The organism is Mesorhizobium sp. P2_E9 (assembly GCF_056403815.1).
The window spans coordinates 37,656-52,133 of record NZ_JBFUET010000024.1 but is presented as its reverse complement, the minus strand read 5'-3'; the positions used below and the strand labels follow the sequence as shown (position 1 = coordinate 52,133).

Sequence of the window (14,478 nt, the reverse complement as noted above, 5' to 3'; positions counted from 1 at the left end):
CCATCAGCCCGTGTGGCTGTGCAGCGCACGCGACTTCAACAGACGCTGGATATCTGCCGCCTTTGACGGCACGCCGATCAGATATCCCTGTGCCTCGACACAGCCATTGTCGCGCAGCATGTCGAGCTGGACCTCGGTCTCGACGCCCTCGGCCGTGACAACGATGCCAAGCTCATTGCCCAGCCCGATGATGGTGCGGACGATCGCCGCCGTGTCGCGATTACCCATGTCGCGTATGAAGGACCGATCGATCTTGATCTTGTCGACCGGGAAACGCCTGAGGTAGCCGAGCGAGGAATAGCCGGTGCCGAAATCATCCAGCGCGATGCGGATGCCGAGATCGCGTAACTGTCGCAGCGTCTTCAGCACGGTTTTGCTCTCGTCCATCAGCACGGTTTCGGTGATTTCCAGCTCCAACTGTCGGGCCGGCACGCCGGAGAAGGCCAGCGCCGAGATGACGTCGCGGGCAAAACCGCCGCTTTTGAGCTGCACGGCCGAGACATTGACCGCGATGCGCAAGCCCGGAGGCCAGCTTGCCGCCGCCGTGCAGGCCGTCCTCAGCGCCCACTCGCCAAACGGCACGATCAGTCCGGTTTCTTCGGCGACCGGAATGAATGCGTCCGGCGCGACAGTGCCGCGCGCCGGCGAATGCCAGCGCATCAAGGCCTCCGCGCCGATGATCTCGCCGGAGGCGATGTGCATGATCGGCTGGAAATCGAGGTCCAATTCCTGGCGCGACAGCGCGGTCTCGAGGTCGACCTCGAGCGCCCGGCGGGCCTGCACTATGGCGTCCATTGCAGGTTCGAAGAAGCGATAGAGGTTTCGCCCTTCGCTCTTCGCCCGATAGAGCGCCGTATCGGCGTTTTTCAGCAGCGTATCGGCGTCCCTGCCATCGCTAGGGAAAATAGCGATGCCCATGCTGATGCCGACATGCATGTCCCGGCTCTTGTCGCGAAACGGTTTTGCGATTGCCTCGACGATGCGCTTGGCCAGTTTTTCAGCGTCGGCGGTGCCCCTGGAATTGAACTGCATGATGACGAACTCGTCGCCGCCGAAGCGGGCGACGATGTCTGTTTCATTGTGCAGGCAACGCTGCAGCCTCTCGGCCACGCTTTTCAAGAGCCAATCACCGGCAGGATGTCCCCAGGTGTCGTTGATCACCTTGAAGCGGTCGAGATCGAGCGAGAGGATTGCCAGCGGCGGTGCCGCCACATCCTCCAGGGCCAGATCGAGCCGTTCGCGAAACATCGAGCGGTTGGGCAGTGCGGTCAGCGTGTCGTGATGCGCAAGGTGAGTCATGCGCTCTTCGGTGCGGCGACGTTCGGTGACGTCGTCGAAGGTCACCACCCAGCCGCCGCCGCTCATTGGCTGTCGTGTGACCAGAACCGTCCGGCCGTCGGTAAGATAGCGATAGGCCGAATGCGGTTTTGCCGCCACCAGGCAGGCTTCGGTCTTGGCGACTTCGCTGTCGACGTCGATCTTCGTATAGATGCCGAGTTCCAGCAGTCGTTCGAGCGCGTCGCGGTGCGTTGTTCCGAGCGGAAAGTCTGCAGCGGTGACGTTGTAGAGCTCCAGAAAACGCCGGTTGCGCACGATCATCTTGCCGTCGGTGTCGTACATCAGCAAGCCTTGCGACATGTTGGCGAGTGCGGCGTCGAAACGGCGATGCTGCTCCTTGAGATCCTGCTCGGCGCGCCGCTGTTCGGTTATGTCCTCATAGATCGAGACCCAGCCGCCCAGGGCCAGCGGGCGGTGCGAGATGTTGATGATGCGACCATCCGATAGCGTTTCTTCGTAGGTCGAAGGTTTCGCCTGGTCGATATAGGGTTTGCGGATGGCATAGAGTTCGTCGGCGCTTTGCGAGGCGATGCCGATGTCGACGCTGTGCCGAAGGATGTCGATGAAGTGGATGCCCGGTCGTATCAGCTTGGCGTCGAGGCAGAAGATGTTGAGGTAGTTGCCGTTGCAGATGATCATGCGCTCGTCGGCATCGAACATGCACAGGCCATGCGACATGTTCTCGACAGCGGCTGAAAAGCGCTCATTCTGTTCGCGCAGCTCGTCTTCCATGTGGCGAGAGCGCTCCACGCCTTCGGCCACCCGCTCCGGGACGACCGAACCAACCTTGACATCCACGACGGGCATGAGGCGCGCCTGCGGTGTTTGATCCAACACCGCACTGTTGACGTTTCCGGTTAATTTAGCGTTTTCTACCCTACCGCGGACGTCGCAACTGGGTGTCGCGAGGTCTCGATCGCCGAAAATCGCTCCAGGAAGGCATTCTGTGCCCAGGTCACGGAGCGCGGGGTGAAGTCGAAGCGCTCGGCGGAAAAACCGCGCGGACGGCCGAAGAATTCGGTCGCCTCGGCGGTCGAGAAGCCGGCAAGCAGCGTCGCCTCGAAATAGGCGGCGATCTGGTCGGCGCGCTTGATGTCCCTGCGCAGCGCCGCGGCCGGTTCGGACGGCAGCGAGAAGCGCTGATGAATGGCGCGCTGCAGGCGCAATTCGCAGTCCTTGTAGCTGCCGCCCATCACCGACTTGAACGGCGAGATCATGTCGCCGATGACATATTCAGGCGCATCGTGCAGCAGCGCGGCGAGCCGGTCGCTGGCCGAAGCCTCCGGCACCAGATCGTTGAACAGCGACTCGACCAGCAGCGAATGCTGGGCGACCGAAAACGCATGCTCGCCGCTGGTCTGGCCGTTCCAGCGGGCGACGCGGGCGAGCCCATGGGCAATGTCCGAAATCTCGATGTCGAGCGGCGAGGGGTCGAGCAGGTCGAGCCTGCGGCCGGACAGCATGCGCTGCCAGGCGCGTGGCGGCGCGCCGGTGCGGTCCGCCGCCATCAGGCTTCCTCCGCGCTGACGGTTTCCTGAGGAAAACTGAATTTGGCCCAGCCGGGAATGGCCACCGTCACTGGCACATCGCCCGCCAGGATCGGCTGGCCGGCATCCAGCGCCGCCTTGACCCTGTCGATGCGGGCAATGGCAAGCCCTGATGTGCCGGCACTCGAGCCGAGTGTGCCGACCAGTCGTCCATCGACGGTGAGTTCGGTGCCTGAGGCGGGCAGGGGAAGCCCGGCCTGGACAATCAGCACGCGCCGCCTGGCCGTGCCGCGATGCTGCATGCGCGAGACGACTTCCTGGCCGACATAGCAGCCCTTCCTGAAGCCGACGCCGTCCGTCTCGTCGAGCAGCACGTCATGCGGGAAGGCGTCACCGAGCGCATAATCGGCACCGCTTTCGGCGATGCCGTGGGCGATGCGGAAGGCCTGCCACGCGGCGATGTCGCCGGCGTCCGCAACGCCGGCATAGGAGCGCGTGACGCTCTCATCGCGAAAGCGCCTGTCGGCAGGCGCGGTTGAATCATTTTCTGAGGCGATTGACTCTTTTCCCCACCCGACAGTGACAAGCGTCTGTTCCGACTTGGCAATCTCGACCTTGGCGCGAAGCTTGTAGAGCATCAGCCGGCGAACGAAATCGTCTGAAATGTCGACACGGCATTCGAGCCGGAAAGCGTTTTCACCGGCACGCGAGATCAGGAAGTCGAACAGGATCTTGCCTTGCGGCGTCAACAGCGCGCCAGGCTTTGCTTCGCTTTCGCCGAGTGTGTCGAGATCGGTGGTCAGGATGTTTTGCAGAAAGTGTTCGGCATCCGGGCCGGAGACGATGATGAGCGCGCGGTCTTTCAGCAGGGCAAAGGGCATGGGGCGGATAAAAGCCTGATCTTGCAAAACGGTTGGCCATTACGTAAGCCGCTGACACTCCCCCCGCAAGAGAGCATGACCATGACCTACGACCTCATCCTGACAGGCGGCACTGTGGTCAACCATGACGGCGAAGGTGCTCGCGATATCGGCGTGAAGGACGGGCGCATCGCCGCAATAGGCGATCTGCGCCAAGCCTCGGCCGGCGAGACGATCGACTGCAGCGGATTGCACATCCTGCCTGGTGTCGTCGACAGCCAGGTGCATTTTCGCGAGCCGGGACTGGAGCACAAGGAAGATTTGGAAACGGGTTCGCGGGCGGCGGTGCTTGGCGGCGTCACCGCCGTATTCGAGATGCCCAACACCAATCCGTTGACCACCAGCGAGGCAACGCTTGCCGACAAGGTCCGGCGCGGCAGCGGCCGCATGCATTGCGATTTCGCGTTCTGGGTCGGCGGTACCCGTGACAATGCCAGGGATGTCGGCGAACTCGAGCGGTTGCCGGGAGCTGCCGGCATCAAGGTCTTCATGGGCTCGTCCACCGGCGACCTGCTGGTCGAGGATGACGAAGGTGTAGCCTCGATCCTGCGGAATACCCGCCGCCGTGCCGCCTTTCATTCGGAGGACGAGTTCCGTCTGCGCGAGCGCCTTGGCGAACGCATCGAGGGCGACCCGTCATCGCATCCGGTCTGGCGCGACGAGATCGCCGCCTTGCGCTGCACCGAACGGCTTGTGCGCATCGCCAGGCAGACCCGCGCCCGCATCCACGTCCTGCACATCTCGACCGCCGATGAGATCTTGTTCCTCGAACAGCACAAGGACGTCGCGACCTGCGAGGCGACGCCGCATCATCTGACGTTGAGCGCCGACGACTATCCCAGGCTCGGCACGCTGATCCAGATGAACCCGCCGGTGCGCGCCTCCCGCCATCGCGACGGCGTCTGGCACGGCATTGCGCAAGGCATTGTCGACGTGCTCGGCTCCGACCACGCGCCGCATACACTGGCCGAAAAGGCAAAACCCTACCCGGCTTCACCCTCGGGCATGACCGGCGTGCAGACGCTGGTGCCGATCATGCTCGACCACGTCAACGCTGGCCGGCTGACCCTGCAGCGCTTCGTCGACCTGTCCAGCCACGGCCCGCAGCGCATTTTCGGCATGGCCAGAAAAGGTCGCATCGCCGCCGGCTACGACGCCGACTTCACCATTATCGACATGAAGCGGCGCCAGACCATTACCAATGCACAGGCCGGTTCGAAGGCCGGCTGGACTCCTTATGACGGCAAGGAAGTGACCGGCTGGCCGGTCGGCACCGTCATTCGCGGCCAGCGAATCATGTGGGAAGGCGAAATCGTCGCGCAAGGCCAGGGCAGGGCGGTGGAGTTTTCCGAGGCACTGCCTGCCTAGCCTTCCTTACTCTCCTTACGGGAGGGAGGCCGCTCAATCGCCTGCAACAAAAAACGTCCACTGCCCAGCAGGCGTTATGCCGACGCGGTAGAAAATATAGGCCCCGAACTGCTTCATGTCGTCGAAATCGCCGGCGGTGACGATCTTGAACAATTCGACCCGCTGCTTGGCGTCGAGCTTATCCAACGGCAGTGCGAAGAAATACGGCCAGACATAGAGTTCCTGCGGCGTTCCGGCGTCGACATGGACATAGCCGGCGCTGAGCACTTCCTCCAGAATGGCCAGGATTTCCTGGCCGTCAGGGTCGCCGGACAGGCCTTTGAGGAAGGTGATGGCGTCGCCTTCGATGTCGGCGAGCGAGAGCTGGGTCATGCTGTCGCCCTTGCCGATCAGGGGCCTCAGCTTTTCGATGTCGCCGCTCTTGCAGGCTTCGATGATCAAATCATGCATGCGCCGCACGGGTTCCGGCAGCTTGCCGAGGTCGTAAACGACTTCCGGCAAGGGCGCTTCGGGATCGACACGCGGCCTGTTGGTGCCGCCATCGGATGGGCTGTCGGGCTCCGCCGCGTCCGGAGCGGCCGGCTGCTGGCCGGTCGAAGGCGGGGTTCCCACCGGGTCAGGCATGGGAATCGCGCCGCCGGGCGACGAAACGTCGTCATCCGTCGACGGTGTGACAGGAGCGGGAAGCTCTTCGCGTTTGATCTCGCTCAGCGCATAGGCCGGGCTGCTGGCCAGGCACGTCACAAAGGCAATCGCGGCACAGCAAGCAGCGAGGCGGATGTAGAGGACCAGGCCCTTCGGCCCGCCTGACATCGGAAAATTCACTGCCCGTATCTCCTTGGCTCCCGGGCAATCGATCGTCAAAGAACCGGATGTCGGTTCAGTGGCGCAGCCGCTCGGGTTCGAAGGCGCCAGCAATCACCTTCTCGCGCATGCGGTCGAGCAGGGCAAGAGCCGAGGTCTCGCCGTTGGCGCGCAGCATTTCGCCGAATGCGGTCTCGAGCGCCGCTTCGGCAATGATCTCCGGCTCGATGCCGGCCGACAGACCCTCCGCCCAGGCCTCGCTGTGGCTCTCCACCGCGGTCAGGCGCTTTTCTTCCCTGACCAGGGCATCGATGTCGTTGGCAGCATGTTCCATAAGCGATGTCCACCTTTTCAAGCGGCAATCCGCCAGTGCGGATCAGGCTTGATCTGTTCCGTTTGCCCGCAGCGTCGAAGTAAGTATCTGTAAATACGACATTTTTTTGATCGTCTTTTACAGGAGACGGCTGTATTTGGCGAAGCTGCGTTTCAACCCGGATCAAACTTAGCCGATTAGGCCGGCCTGCGGGGCGAAAACCTTCAGTTTGAGTTAATTCCGCATTCGTGCGCTAACGTTTCATTAACGCTGTTGCAGAAGTGCAACATCAGGATTGCACCAAGACACAGACCGGTACAAGCCGGATTTGTCCGACATGCCCGGCGACGGCCCGGAGATCTGTTGATGGATTGTCTAGAGCGCGCCGCATCGAAACGGGTTAGTTGCCATAGCGCGAGGCGATGTCGCGTGACAGCGTTTCGCCTTCCTTCATATAACGGCTGATGGCTTCGGTGGCCGAAGCGGTGCACTGGGTATAGGTGCCGCCGAAGGAGCGGTAGCCGCGGTTGAAGCTGGCGATGAAACGGGCGCGGCGCTCCGGATCCGGATTTTCCGAATCGAGCAGTTTTTCCATCTCGCCACGCCACTGGTCGCCCTTCTCCCCGCACAGATTGCGCAGGAAATGCAGCGACCCCAAAACCTCCGCCAGCCGCATCAGCCCCGGCTCGAACGGCGACTCGGCACTGAACGCCGGGCGCATTGGCACGGCCGCGCTGACCGCAAGGCAAATGACAAGGAGTATTGACGGACGGTTCATAACGCTTCTCTGCCTAACAGCTAGGCCGTTATGGCTGGCCAGACAGTGTAAGCCTTTGTGGCGAAACAATTTGTCGCCTGCAAGGCGATTTTTCAGCGCTGCGCCGAGGTGTTTGAGTGCGGACCGAGGAGTTCCTCGGCCACCGCGAACACCGAACCGGCAAGCGGCAGCGCGGCCATCTCACGCAGCGTGTAGAAAGCGGCTGTCTCGGCATCGTCGCTGGCCACGGCCTCGCCGCCGGCATAGGCGGCACCGAAGACTGTGAGGCGGTAATCGACCGGATGGGAGTCGTCCCTGCCGTCGATATGGATCTCCCGAAGCGGGCGGAAATCGGCGGCATGCAAGCCGGTCTCTTCCAGCAGTTCGCGCCGTACCGCATCCTCCAGCGTCTCGCCGGCCTCGACCTTGCCGCCTGGGAAGGCATACAGCCCCTGTGAGGGCTGCCGCGCTCGCTTGACCAGCAGCACGGCGTCACCACGCACGACGGCCACCGAGACGGCCGGAAGTGTCTTGCGCTGTTCGTTCATGGTTTCCGATCGGGCTCGATGGCAGGTCTGTTGTGGACCGCCCAGCATGAGGAAGCTTTAGCGGTTGCGCAACGCCGCTTCCATCGCCACCTTCAACCCGAACCATTCGAAGGGCGCCAATCGACCATGTGCGGACGTTTTGCCTTGACCGCGACGCCGGATCAGACCGCGGCCTATCTGGACGTGGCGGGACTTGAGGATTTCCCGGCGCGCTACAACATCGCGCCGACGCAGCCGATCCTGGTTGCCAGCGCCGGCGCGCCGCGGGCGCCTGGCTCCAATTTGCCCGACCGGCAGCCGATGCTGGTGCGCTGGGGGCTCATTCCCACCTGGGTGAAGGACACCAGGGAGTTTCCACTGCTGTTCAATGCGCGCTCGGAAGGCGCAATCGAAAAGGCCTCTTTCAAGGCCGCCATGCGCCATCGCCGCGCGCTGGTGCCCGCGTCAGGCTTCTATGAATGGCGGCAGACCGGGGGCAAGAAGGGGCAACCCTATTGGATCCGCCCCAGGCATGGCGGGCTGGTCGCCTTTGCCGGCCTGATCGAGACCTATGCGGAGCCTGGCGGCTCGGAAATGGACACCGGCGCCATCCTGACGGTCAACGCCAATGCCGACATCGCCCATATCCACGACCGTATGCCGGTGGTGATCGATCCCAGGGATTTCGCCCGCTGGCTGGATTGCCGCACATTGGAGCCGCGCGATGTCGCCGACCTGTTGCGGCCGGCGCAACTCGATTTCTTCGAGGCTATCCCCGTCTCCGACCTCGTCAACAAGGTCGCCAACACCGGTCCGGAGATTCAGGTGAGGGGCGAGATCGGGCCGGAGCCCGAGAAGGTCAAGCGCCAGAAGCCCGGCGCGGACGACAGTCAGATGACGCTGTTTTAGAGCATGATCCTGAAAAGTGGCCCCGGTTTTCGGGGAAGATCATGCTCACACAAAAGATCGAAGCTGTTATCTGGAGGCGTAGATCAGCGCCTCATGCCCGGCGCCTTTGGCGCCGGCCGCACACTGCTTCAGGCAGCGCGGGGCGATACGATCTTCGGTGCCGGCTTCTTCTTCTTCGCGGTGTGAAGAAGGGCGGCGACGATCGCGGCCGGGCCGATCGCGCGATAGTGGCTGGCCAGCGCCGGTTGCTTGGCGCGGGTGGCGTCTTGCTTGCTTCGAGACATGTTTCTCTTCCCAGGTAACGTTTTCGTGTTCGCGTTTGACCGTTGATTCCGACCAAATCGTGACGCTTGGTGATCTAGCCGGCGAATGTTTCATGACTGTGCCGACATGTTTAATAAAATGTTTCACTGGCTGATTCCGCGTGATCGGGCGACGGGTTTGCCGGTCCTGTCGACGTTTTTCCTGGGATCAGCGGCTTGACGGCAACACTGGCCAAGGCGATAAAGCCGCCCATGAAAACGTCTTTCGCCATTTGTGGCATTTGCATTATTGGCTAGCCTCGCGCTGGTCCGGACGTTTTCGCCTCATCTTTCCCCAGATTGGACAAACGCCCCGGCCAGCAGGCTGGAGTCTGATTTGCGCCTCGGCGCGCGGCTGGCTCCATCCAGATAAGAAGTTCTGAACCGGGAAGGCATGGAATGTCAGACGCATCGCAGGGCCTGCGCCTCTACAACACGCTGACGCGCACGAAGGAAAGTTTCGTTCCGATCGATGCGCTGAACGTGCGCATGTATGTCTGCGGCCCGACCGTTTACGACTTCGCCCATATCGGCAATGCCAGGCCGGTCATCGTCTTCGACGTGCTGTTCCGCTTGCTGCGTCATCTCTATGGCGAGACGCATGTCACCTATGTTCGCAACATCACCGACGTCGACGACAAGATCAACGCGCGTGCGCTGCGCGATTTCGGCGGCGAGATCTCAGCCGGAAAACTGTCGCTCAACGAAGCGATCCGGCGGGTGACCGAAAAGACCGCCGACCAGTTTCACAGGGATGTGGCTACACTCGGCTGCCTGGAGCCGACGGTCGAACCGCGCGCCACCGAGTTCGTCGAGCCTCGCGCCGACGGCAAGGCCGACATGATCACCTTGATTCAAAGCCTGATCCAACGCGGCCATGCCTATGTTGCTGCGGGTGAAGTGCTGTTCGACACCGCGTCGATGCCGGATTACGGGCAATTGTCGAAGCGCAATCTCGACGAGCAGCAGGCCGGCGCCCGCATCGCTGTCGACGCGCACAAGAAGAACCCCGGCGATTTCGTGCTGTGGAAGCTGTCGTCGCCGGAAGAGCCGGGCTGGCAGAGCCCATGGGGCAGGGGCCGGCCGGGCTGGCACATCGAATGCTCGGCGATGTCGGCGGCCTATCTCGGCGAAGTCTTCGACATCCATGGCGGCGGCCTCGACCTGATCTTCCCGCATCATGAGAACGAGATCGCCCAGTCGCGTTGCGCCCACGGCACATCAGTCATGGCCAAGGTCTGGATGCACAATGGCTTCCTGCAGGTCGAGGGCCAGAAGATGTCGAAGAGCCTCGGCAATTTCTACTCGATCCACGAATTGCTGGCGACCGAGACCTTCGGCGGTCGCAGCTGGTCGGGCGAGGTTCTGCGGCTGGCGATGCTGATGACGCACTACCGCGAGCCGATCGACTTTTCCGTGCGCAAGCTGGAGGAGGCGGAGAATACGCTGCGCAAATGGAAACGCGCGGCGGACCTGGCGCCGACTGCCGGGCAGGTACCAGTGGAGGTCATCGATGCCTTGTCGGACGATCTCGCTACCTATTCCGCCTTCCAGGTGCTGACGCAATTGGCCAGCGAGGCCGCGGACGGCAACGAGGCCGCCGCTTCGTTGAAAGCGTCGCTGCTGTTCCTTGGTTTCGACATCGCGTCGGCAGAGGTGGATGAGGACAAGGTCGCCAAGGCCATCGCCGAGCGCCTCGCTCTCATCGCCGCCAAGAACTGGGCCGAAGCCGATCGCATCCGCGACGACCTTTTGGCGCAAGGTGTACAATTGAAGGACGGCAAGGATCCGGCCACCGGCGAACGCATCACCACCTGGGAGGTAAAAAGATGATTGACCATCTCGGCATCGACGTTGCCGATTTCGACGCTTCGAAGGCTTTCTACGACAAGGCGATGGCGCCGCTCGGTGCCTCGCTGCTCTATATGGTGCCGCTGGAATACACCGGCGGCGCCAAGGTTGGTGGTTACGGTCGCGATCGGCCGGTGTTCTGGCTGCAGGAAGGCAAAGATGGGCAGAAGGCCCATCAACACGTCGCCTTCACCGCGCGCAGCCGTGCCGAGGTCGACGCCTTTCATGCCGCGGCCCTTGCCGTCGGCGGTAAGGACAATGGCGCGCCGGGGCTGCGCCCACACTATCACCCGAACTACTACGGCGCCTTCGTCTTCGACCCCGACGGCAACAACGTCGAGGCCGTCTGCCATGATCCGGAGTGAGACGTGATGAGCCTCGACAACCGGCCGGTCTACACAGGCGGCTGCCAGTGCGGCGCGGTGCGCTTCCGCGTCGAGGGCACGCTTGGCGACGCGTCGGTCTGCCACTGCCGCATGTGCCAGAAGGCGAGCGGCAATTTCTACCTGCCGCTGGTCTCGGTGCGCGGCGCCAAGGTCGACTGGACACGCGGTGAGCCCAAGCGTTTCCGTTCCTCCAATGCCGCCTGGCGCGGCTTCTGCGCCGAATGCGGCACGCCGCTGACCTTCGAGGCGCCGGACGGCATGGCGCTGGCGATAGCTGCCTTCGACGATCCCGCCGATATCGCACCGACCATCCAGTGGGGCACGGAGGCAAAACTGCCTTATGTCGACACCATTCCGCAATTGCCGGGCGAGGATACGATGGCGGACATGGGGTCGGCTCCCTATCTCGCCGAGCTTGTCTCCTACCAGCATCCTGACCACGACACCGACCAATGGCCGCCGGAGGAAAGACCATGACCGAGACTGTCCGAACCGGCGGCTGCCAGTGCGGCGCCGTGCGCTTCCGCATCAAGGGGGCGCTCGGGCGCCCGTCCATCTGCCATTGCCGCATGTGCCAGAAACAGTTCGGCTCGTTCTTCGGCGCGCTGGTGACCGTGCCCAGGGATGGTGTCGAATGGACCCATGAGGAACCGAGCTATTTCCAGTCGTCGGTCAACATCGATCGCGGCTTTTGCGCCCGCTGCGGTACACCGCTGACCTACCGCCAGCCCGGCGGGCTCGAGATCGCCATCGGCGCCTTCGACGATCGCTCCGATCTGGCGCCGCAGATCCAGGTCAACTACGCCGCGCGGCTGCCTTGGGTGGAGACGATCTTCGATCAGCCCGTCCATCAGGATCCTGACTTCTACACAAGGCAGGAGCAGATCATCTCCTTCCAGCATCCCGATCACGAAACGGCCAACTGGCCGCAACAGGGCCTGAAACTATGAGCTTGCGCACCCTCTACCCGGAGATCGAACCGTTCGATAGCGGCATGCTCGATGTCGGCGATGGCCACATGGTCTATTGGGAGCGTTCCGGCACCAAGGGCGCCAAGCCGGCAGTGTTCCTGCATGGCGGACCGGGCGGCGGCTTTTCGCCCAAACACCGGCGGCTGTTCGATCCAAAGCTTTATGACGTCATCCTGTTCGACCAGCGCGGCTGCGGAAAATCGACGCCGAATGCCTCGCTGGAGGCCAACACGACCTGGCATCTCGTCGCCGACATCGAGCGCCTGCGCGCAATGGCCGGTTTCGACACATGGCTGGTGTTCGGCGGCTCCTGGGGCTCGACGCTGGCGCTCGCCTATGCCGAGACGCATCCCGATCGCGTCAGCGAACTGGTGGTGCGCGGCATCTACACGCTGACCCGGGCCGAACTCGAATGGTACTATCAGTTCGGCGTCTCCGAGATGTTTCCCGACAAGTGGGAACGCTTCCTGGCGCCGATCCCCGAAGCCGAGCGCGGCGACATGATGGCGGCCTACCGCAAGCGGCTGGTCGGTTCCGACCGCAAGGCGCAGATAGAGGCGGCTCGCGCCTGGAGCCTTTGGGAAGGCGAGACGATCACGCTGCTGCCGGAGCCTGAAACCAGCGACAAGTTTGGCGAGGACGACTATGCCATCGCCTTTGCCCGCATCGAGAACCACTATTTCGTCCATGCCGGCTGGCTGGAGGAGGGACAGCTGCTGCGCGACGCGCACAAGCTCGGCGATATTCCCGGCACCATCGTCCACGGCCGCTACGACATGCCATGTCCGGCGCGCTACGCCTGGGCGCTGCACAAGGCCTGGCCGAAGGCCGATTTCCACCTCGTCGAGGGCGCCGGCCATGCCTATTCGGAGCCCGGCATCCTCGACCGGCTGATCCGCGCGACGGACAAATTTGCAGGCAAATGACCATGACCCGCGAGCGCCTCTATCTCTTCGACACCACATTGCGCGATGGCCAGCAGACGCCGGGCATCGACTTTTCCGTCGAGGACAAGATCGCGATTGCAAAATTGCTCGACGAATTCGGTATGGATTATGTCGAGGGCGGTTATCCCGGCGCCAACCCGACCGACACGGCATTCTTCCAGAAGAAGCGCACGGCACGCGCCAAATTCGTTGCCTTCGGCATGACCAAGCGGGCCGGGGTGTCGGCATCCAACGATCCTGGCCTTGCAGCGCTTGTTCAGTCGAAATCGGACGCCATCTGCTTCGTCGCCAAGAGCTGGGATTATCACGTCCGCGTCGCGCTCGGCTGCACGAACGAGGAGAACCTCGACTCCATCAAGGTCTCGGTCGAGGCGTCGGTCGCTTCGGGCAAGGAAGCGATGGTCGACTGCGAACATTTCTTCGACGGCTTCAAGGCCAATCCCGACTACGCGCTGGCCTGCGCCAAGACCGCATACGACGCCGGCGCGCGCTGGGTGGTGTTGTGCGACACCAATGGCGGCACGCAGCCGTCGGAAGTGCGCGTCATCGTCGACAAGGTCATCGCCTCAGGCATACCGGGCGATCATCTCGGCATCCACGCCCATGACGATACCGGCCAGGCGGTTGCCAATTCGCTGGCCGCTGTCGAGGCCGGCGTGCGCCAGATCCAGGGCACGCTGAACGGCATCGGCGAGCGCTGCGGCAACGCCAATCTGATCTCGATCGTGCCGACGCTGGCACTGAAGCCCGCCTTCGCCGATCGCTTCGAGACCGGTATTTCGGCCGAAGCGCTGACCGGCATTTCACGTCTGTCGCGTGCTTTCGACGAACTCTTGAATCGTGCCCCGGAAGCGCAGGCGCCTTATGTCGGCGCCTCGGCTTTCGCCACCAAGGCCGGCATCCATGCCTCCGCGCTGGCCAAGGAGCCGGCGACCTACGAGCATGTGCCGCCGGAAACGGTCGGTAATCGCCGCCGCGTCATGGTCTCCGACCAGGGCGGCAAGGCCAATTTCCTCGCCGAGTTGAAGCGGCGCGGCATCGAGGTGCCCAGGGACGATCACCGGCTCGACGCGCTGATCGCTGTCGTCAAGGAACGCGAGGCCGAGGGCTATGCCTATGAGGGCGCTGACGCCTCCTTCGAGCTCTTGGCGCGCAAGATGCTGCATGGCCTGCCGGAGTTTTTCCACGTCACTTCGTTTCGCTGCATGATCGAACGCCGCTTCGATGCCAATGGCCAGCTGAAGACGGTGTCGGAAGCGGTGGTCAAGGTGCTGGTCGAGGGCGAGGAGAAGATGTCGGTGGCGGAGGGCCATGGCCCGGTCAACGCACTCGACATCGCGTTGCGCAAGGATCTCGGCAAGTACCAGAACGAGATCGCCGATCTCGAACTCGCCGACTTCAAGGTCCGTATCCTCAATGGCGGCACCGAGGCCATCACCCGCGTCCTGATCGAATCGCATGACGGCACCGGTGCGCGCTGGTGGACGGTCGGGGTTTCTGAAAACATCATCGACGCTTCGTTCCAGGCGCTGATGGATTCGATCATCTACAAGCTGATGAAGAACCGCGAGATGGCGGGGCTGGTGGCGGCGGAGTAG

17 protein-coding genes are annotated in these 14,478 nt (G+C 62.9%); 8 read left to right on the top strand and 9 right to left on the bottom strand.

Features of this window, described 5'->3' with window-relative positions; translation table 11 throughout:
• Nucleotides 1-3: 3 nt before the first annotated feature.
• The 3 genes from AC1D05_RS32360 to ygfZ form a co-directional block, all read right to left on the bottom strand.
• Complete coding sequence (locus AC1D05_RS32360; protein ID WP_477446591.1) at nucleotides 4-2,145, bottom strand: putative bifunctional diguanylate cyclase/phosphodiesterase; 2,142 nt, start codon at nucleotides 2,143-2,145, stop codon at nucleotides 4-6.
• A 65-nt stretch (nucleotides 2,146-2,210) separates the two neighbouring features.
• Entirely contained in the window at nucleotides 2,211-2,846 is a 636-nt protein-coding gene (locus AC1D05_RS32355; RefSeq protein ID WP_477446589.1) for an HD domain-containing protein, read from the bottom strand.
• A complete protein-coding gene (ygfZ, locus tag AC1D05_RS32350; RefSeq protein ID WP_477446587.1) occupies nucleotides 2,846-3,706 on the bottom strand; it encodes a CAF17-like 4Fe-4S cluster assembly/insertion protein YgfZ in 861 nt (286 codons plus the stop codon). The genes AC1D05_RS32355 and ygfZ overlap by 1 nt, the downstream gene beginning before the upstream one ends.
• A 75-nt stretch (nucleotides 3,707-3,781) precedes the next feature.
• Here ygfZ and AC1D05_RS32345 point away from each other — a divergent pair, with 75 nt between their 5' ends.
• The gene (locus tag AC1D05_RS32345) at nucleotides 3,782-5,113 is read left to right on the top strand and encodes a dihydroorotase (RefSeq protein ID WP_477446585.1); all 1,332 of its coding nucleotides are present in this window, start codon (nucleotides 3,782-3,784) and stop codon (nucleotides 5,111-5,113) included.
• A gap of 33 nt (nucleotides 5,114-5,146) precedes the next feature.
• On the opposite strand, the gene AC1D05_RS32340 is transcribed toward AC1D05_RS32345, so the two are convergent.
• The 4 genes from AC1D05_RS32340 to AC1D05_RS32325 all read right to left on the bottom strand — a co-directional run bounded on the left by AC1D05_RS32340 (nucleotide 5,147) and on the right by AC1D05_RS32325 (nucleotide 7,535).
• Complete coding sequence (locus AC1D05_RS32340; RefSeq protein ID WP_477446583.1) at nucleotides 5,147-5,938, bottom strand: hypothetical protein; 792 nt, start codon at nucleotides 5,936-5,938, stop codon at nucleotides 5,147-5,149.
• A 55-nt stretch (nucleotides 5,939-5,993) separates the two neighbouring features.
• Complete coding sequence (locus AC1D05_RS32335) at nucleotides 5,994-6,251, bottom strand: hypothetical protein (protein ID WP_015318556.1); 258 nt, start codon at nucleotides 6,249-6,251, stop codon at nucleotides 5,994-5,996.
• Nucleotides 6,252-6,630: 379 nt separating this feature from the next.
• Entirely contained in the window at nucleotides 6,631-7,008 is a 378-nt protein-coding gene (locus AC1D05_RS32330; protein ID WP_477446581.1) for a TIGR02301 family protein, read from the bottom strand.
• Nucleotides 7,009-7,100: 92 nt separating this feature from the next.
• Entirely contained in the window at nucleotides 7,101-7,535 is a 435-nt protein-coding gene (locus AC1D05_RS32325) for an NUDIX hydrolase (protein WP_477446579.1), read from the bottom strand.
• Nucleotides 7,536-7,661: 126 nt separating this feature from the next.
• Here AC1D05_RS32325 and AC1D05_RS32320 point away from each other — a divergent pair, with 126 nt between their 5' ends.
• Nucleotides 7,662-8,423 carry an SOS response-associated peptidase gene (locus AC1D05_RS32320; RefSeq protein WP_477446577.1) on the top strand — a complete coding sequence of 254 codons (762 nt, stop codon included), beginning with the start codon at nucleotides 7,662-7,664 and terminating at the stop codon, nucleotides 8,421-8,423.
• Between the two features lie 128 nt (nucleotides 8,424-8,551).
• Here the strand turns inward: AC1D05_RS32320 and AC1D05_RS32315 are convergent, their stop codons facing one another.
• Both AC1D05_RS32315 and AC1D05_RS32310 read right to left on the bottom strand, forming a co-directional pair.
• Nucleotides 8,552-8,707 (bottom strand): hypothetical protein, encoded by a 156-nt coding sequence (locus AC1D05_RS32315; RefSeq protein WP_081294303.1) that lies wholly within the window; start codon nucleotides 8,705-8,707, stop codon nucleotides 8,552-8,554.
• A 110-nt stretch (nucleotides 8,708-8,817) separates the two neighbouring features.
• Nucleotides 8,818-8,958 (bottom strand): hypothetical protein, encoded by a 141-nt coding sequence (locus AC1D05_RS32310; RefSeq protein ID WP_477446575.1) that lies wholly within the window; start codon nucleotides 8,956-8,958, stop codon nucleotides 8,818-8,820.
• A gap of 166 nt (nucleotides 8,959-9,124) precedes the next feature.
• Between AC1D05_RS32310 and cysS the strand changes: the two genes are divergently transcribed.
• The 6 genes from cysS to cimA are packed head-to-tail and all read left to right on the top strand — an operon-like array spanning nucleotide 9,125 to nucleotide 14,478.
• The gene (gene cysS / locus AC1D05_RS32305) at nucleotides 9,125-10,558 is read left to right on the top strand and encodes a cysteine--tRNA ligase (protein ID WP_477446574.1); all 1,434 of its coding nucleotides are present in this window, start codon (nucleotides 9,125-9,127) and stop codon (nucleotides 10,556-10,558) included.
• Nucleotides 10,555-10,941: a VOC family protein gene (locus AC1D05_RS32300; RefSeq protein WP_477446573.1), complete on the top strand. Its 387-nt coding sequence runs from the start codon at nucleotides 10,555-10,557 to the stop codon at nucleotides 10,939-10,941. The genes cysS and AC1D05_RS32300 overlap by 4 nt, the downstream gene beginning before the upstream one ends.
• A gap of 6 nt (nucleotides 10,942-10,947) precedes the next feature.
• The gene (locus AC1D05_RS32295; RefSeq protein ID WP_477446571.1) at nucleotides 10,948-11,439 is read left to right on the top strand and encodes a GFA family protein; all 492 of its coding nucleotides are present in this window, start codon (nucleotides 10,948-10,950) and stop codon (nucleotides 11,437-11,439) included.
• On the top strand, nucleotides 11,436-11,912 hold the full coding sequence (locus tag AC1D05_RS32290) for a GFA family protein (RefSeq protein WP_477446569.1): 477 nt from the start codon (nucleotides 11,436-11,438) through the stop codon (nucleotides 11,910-11,912). Before AC1D05_RS32295 ends, AC1D05_RS32290 begins: the two co-directional genes overlap by 4 nt.
• Nucleotides 11,909-12,859 (top strand): prolyl aminopeptidase, encoded by a 951-nt coding sequence (gene pip / locus AC1D05_RS32285; protein ID WP_477446567.1) that lies wholly within the window; start codon nucleotides 11,909-11,911, stop codon nucleotides 12,857-12,859. The genes AC1D05_RS32290 and pip overlap by 4 nt, the downstream gene beginning before the upstream one ends.
• The gene (gene cimA / locus AC1D05_RS32280) at nucleotides 12,856-14,478 is read left to right on the top strand and encodes a citramalate synthase (RefSeq protein WP_477446565.1); all 1,623 of its coding nucleotides are present in this window, start codon (nucleotides 12,856-12,858) and stop codon (nucleotides 14,476-14,478) included. The genes pip and cimA overlap by 4 nt, the downstream gene beginning before the upstream one ends.

What these genes read in the sequence shown, in the direction of transcription:
- cysS (WP_477446574.1), top strand. Translation starts at nt 9,125, where the DNA reads ATGTCAGACGCATCGCAGGGCCTGCGCCTCTACAACACGCTGACGCGC.
- cimA (WP_477446565.1), top strand. Translation starts at nt 12,856, where the DNA reads ATGACCATGACCCGCGAGCGCCTCTATCTCTTCGACACCACATTGCGC.
- AC1D05_RS32290 (WP_477446569.1), top strand. Translation starts at nt 11,436, where the DNA reads ATGACCGAGACTGTCCGAACCGGCGGCTGCCAGTGCGGCGCCGTGCGC.
- pip (WP_477446567.1), top strand. Translation starts at nt 11,909, where the DNA reads ATGAGCTTGCGCACCCTCTACCCGGAGATCGAACCGTTCGATAGCGGC.
- AC1D05_RS32300 (WP_477446573.1), top strand. Translation starts at nt 10,555, where the DNA reads ATGATTGACCATCTCGGCATCGACGTTGCCGATTTCGACGCTTCGAAG.
- AC1D05_RS32335 (WP_015318556.1), bottom strand. Translation starts at nt 6,251, where the DNA reads ATGGAACATGCTGCCAACGACATCGATGCCCTGGTCAGGGAAGAAAAG.
- AC1D05_RS32315 (WP_081294303.1), bottom strand. Translation starts at nt 8,707, where the DNA reads ATGTCTCGAAGCAAGCAAGACGCCACCCGCGCCAAGCAACCGGCGCTG.
- AC1D05_RS32310 (WP_477446575.1), bottom strand. Translation starts at nt 8,958, where the DNA reads ATGGCGAAAGACGTTTTCATGGGCGGCTTTATCGCCTTGGCCAGTGTT.
- ygfZ (WP_477446587.1), bottom strand. Translation starts at nt 3,706, where the DNA reads ATGCCCTTTGCCCTGCTGAAAGACCGCGCGCTCATCATCGTCTCCGGC.
- AC1D05_RS32355 (WP_477446589.1), bottom strand. Translation starts at nt 2,846, where the DNA reads ATGGCGGCGGACCGCACCGGCGCGCCGCCACGCGCCTGGCAGCGCATG.
- AC1D05_RS32320 (WP_477446577.1), top strand. Translation starts at nt 7,662, where the DNA reads ATGTGCGGACGTTTTGCCTTGACCGCGACGCCGGATCAGACCGCGGCC.
- AC1D05_RS32330 (WP_477446581.1), bottom strand. Translation starts at nt 7,008, where the DNA reads ATGAACCGTCCGTCAATACTCCTTGTCATTTGCCTTGCGGTCAGCGCG.
- AC1D05_RS32345 (WP_477446585.1), top strand. Translation starts at nt 3,782, where the DNA reads ATGACCATGACCTACGACCTCATCCTGACAGGCGGCACTGTGGTCAAC.
- AC1D05_RS32325 (WP_477446579.1), bottom strand. Translation starts at nt 7,535, where the DNA reads ATGAACGAACAGCGCAAGACACTTCCGGCCGTCTCGGTGGCCGTCGTG.
- AC1D05_RS32360 (WP_477446591.1), bottom strand. Translation starts at nt 2,145, where the DNA reads ATGCCCGTCGTGGATGTCAAGGTTGGTTCGGTCGTCCCGGAGCGGGTG.
- AC1D05_RS32295 (WP_477446571.1), top strand. Translation starts at nt 10,948, where the DNA reads ATGAGCCTCGACAACCGGCCGGTCTACACAGGCGGCTGCCAGTGCGGC.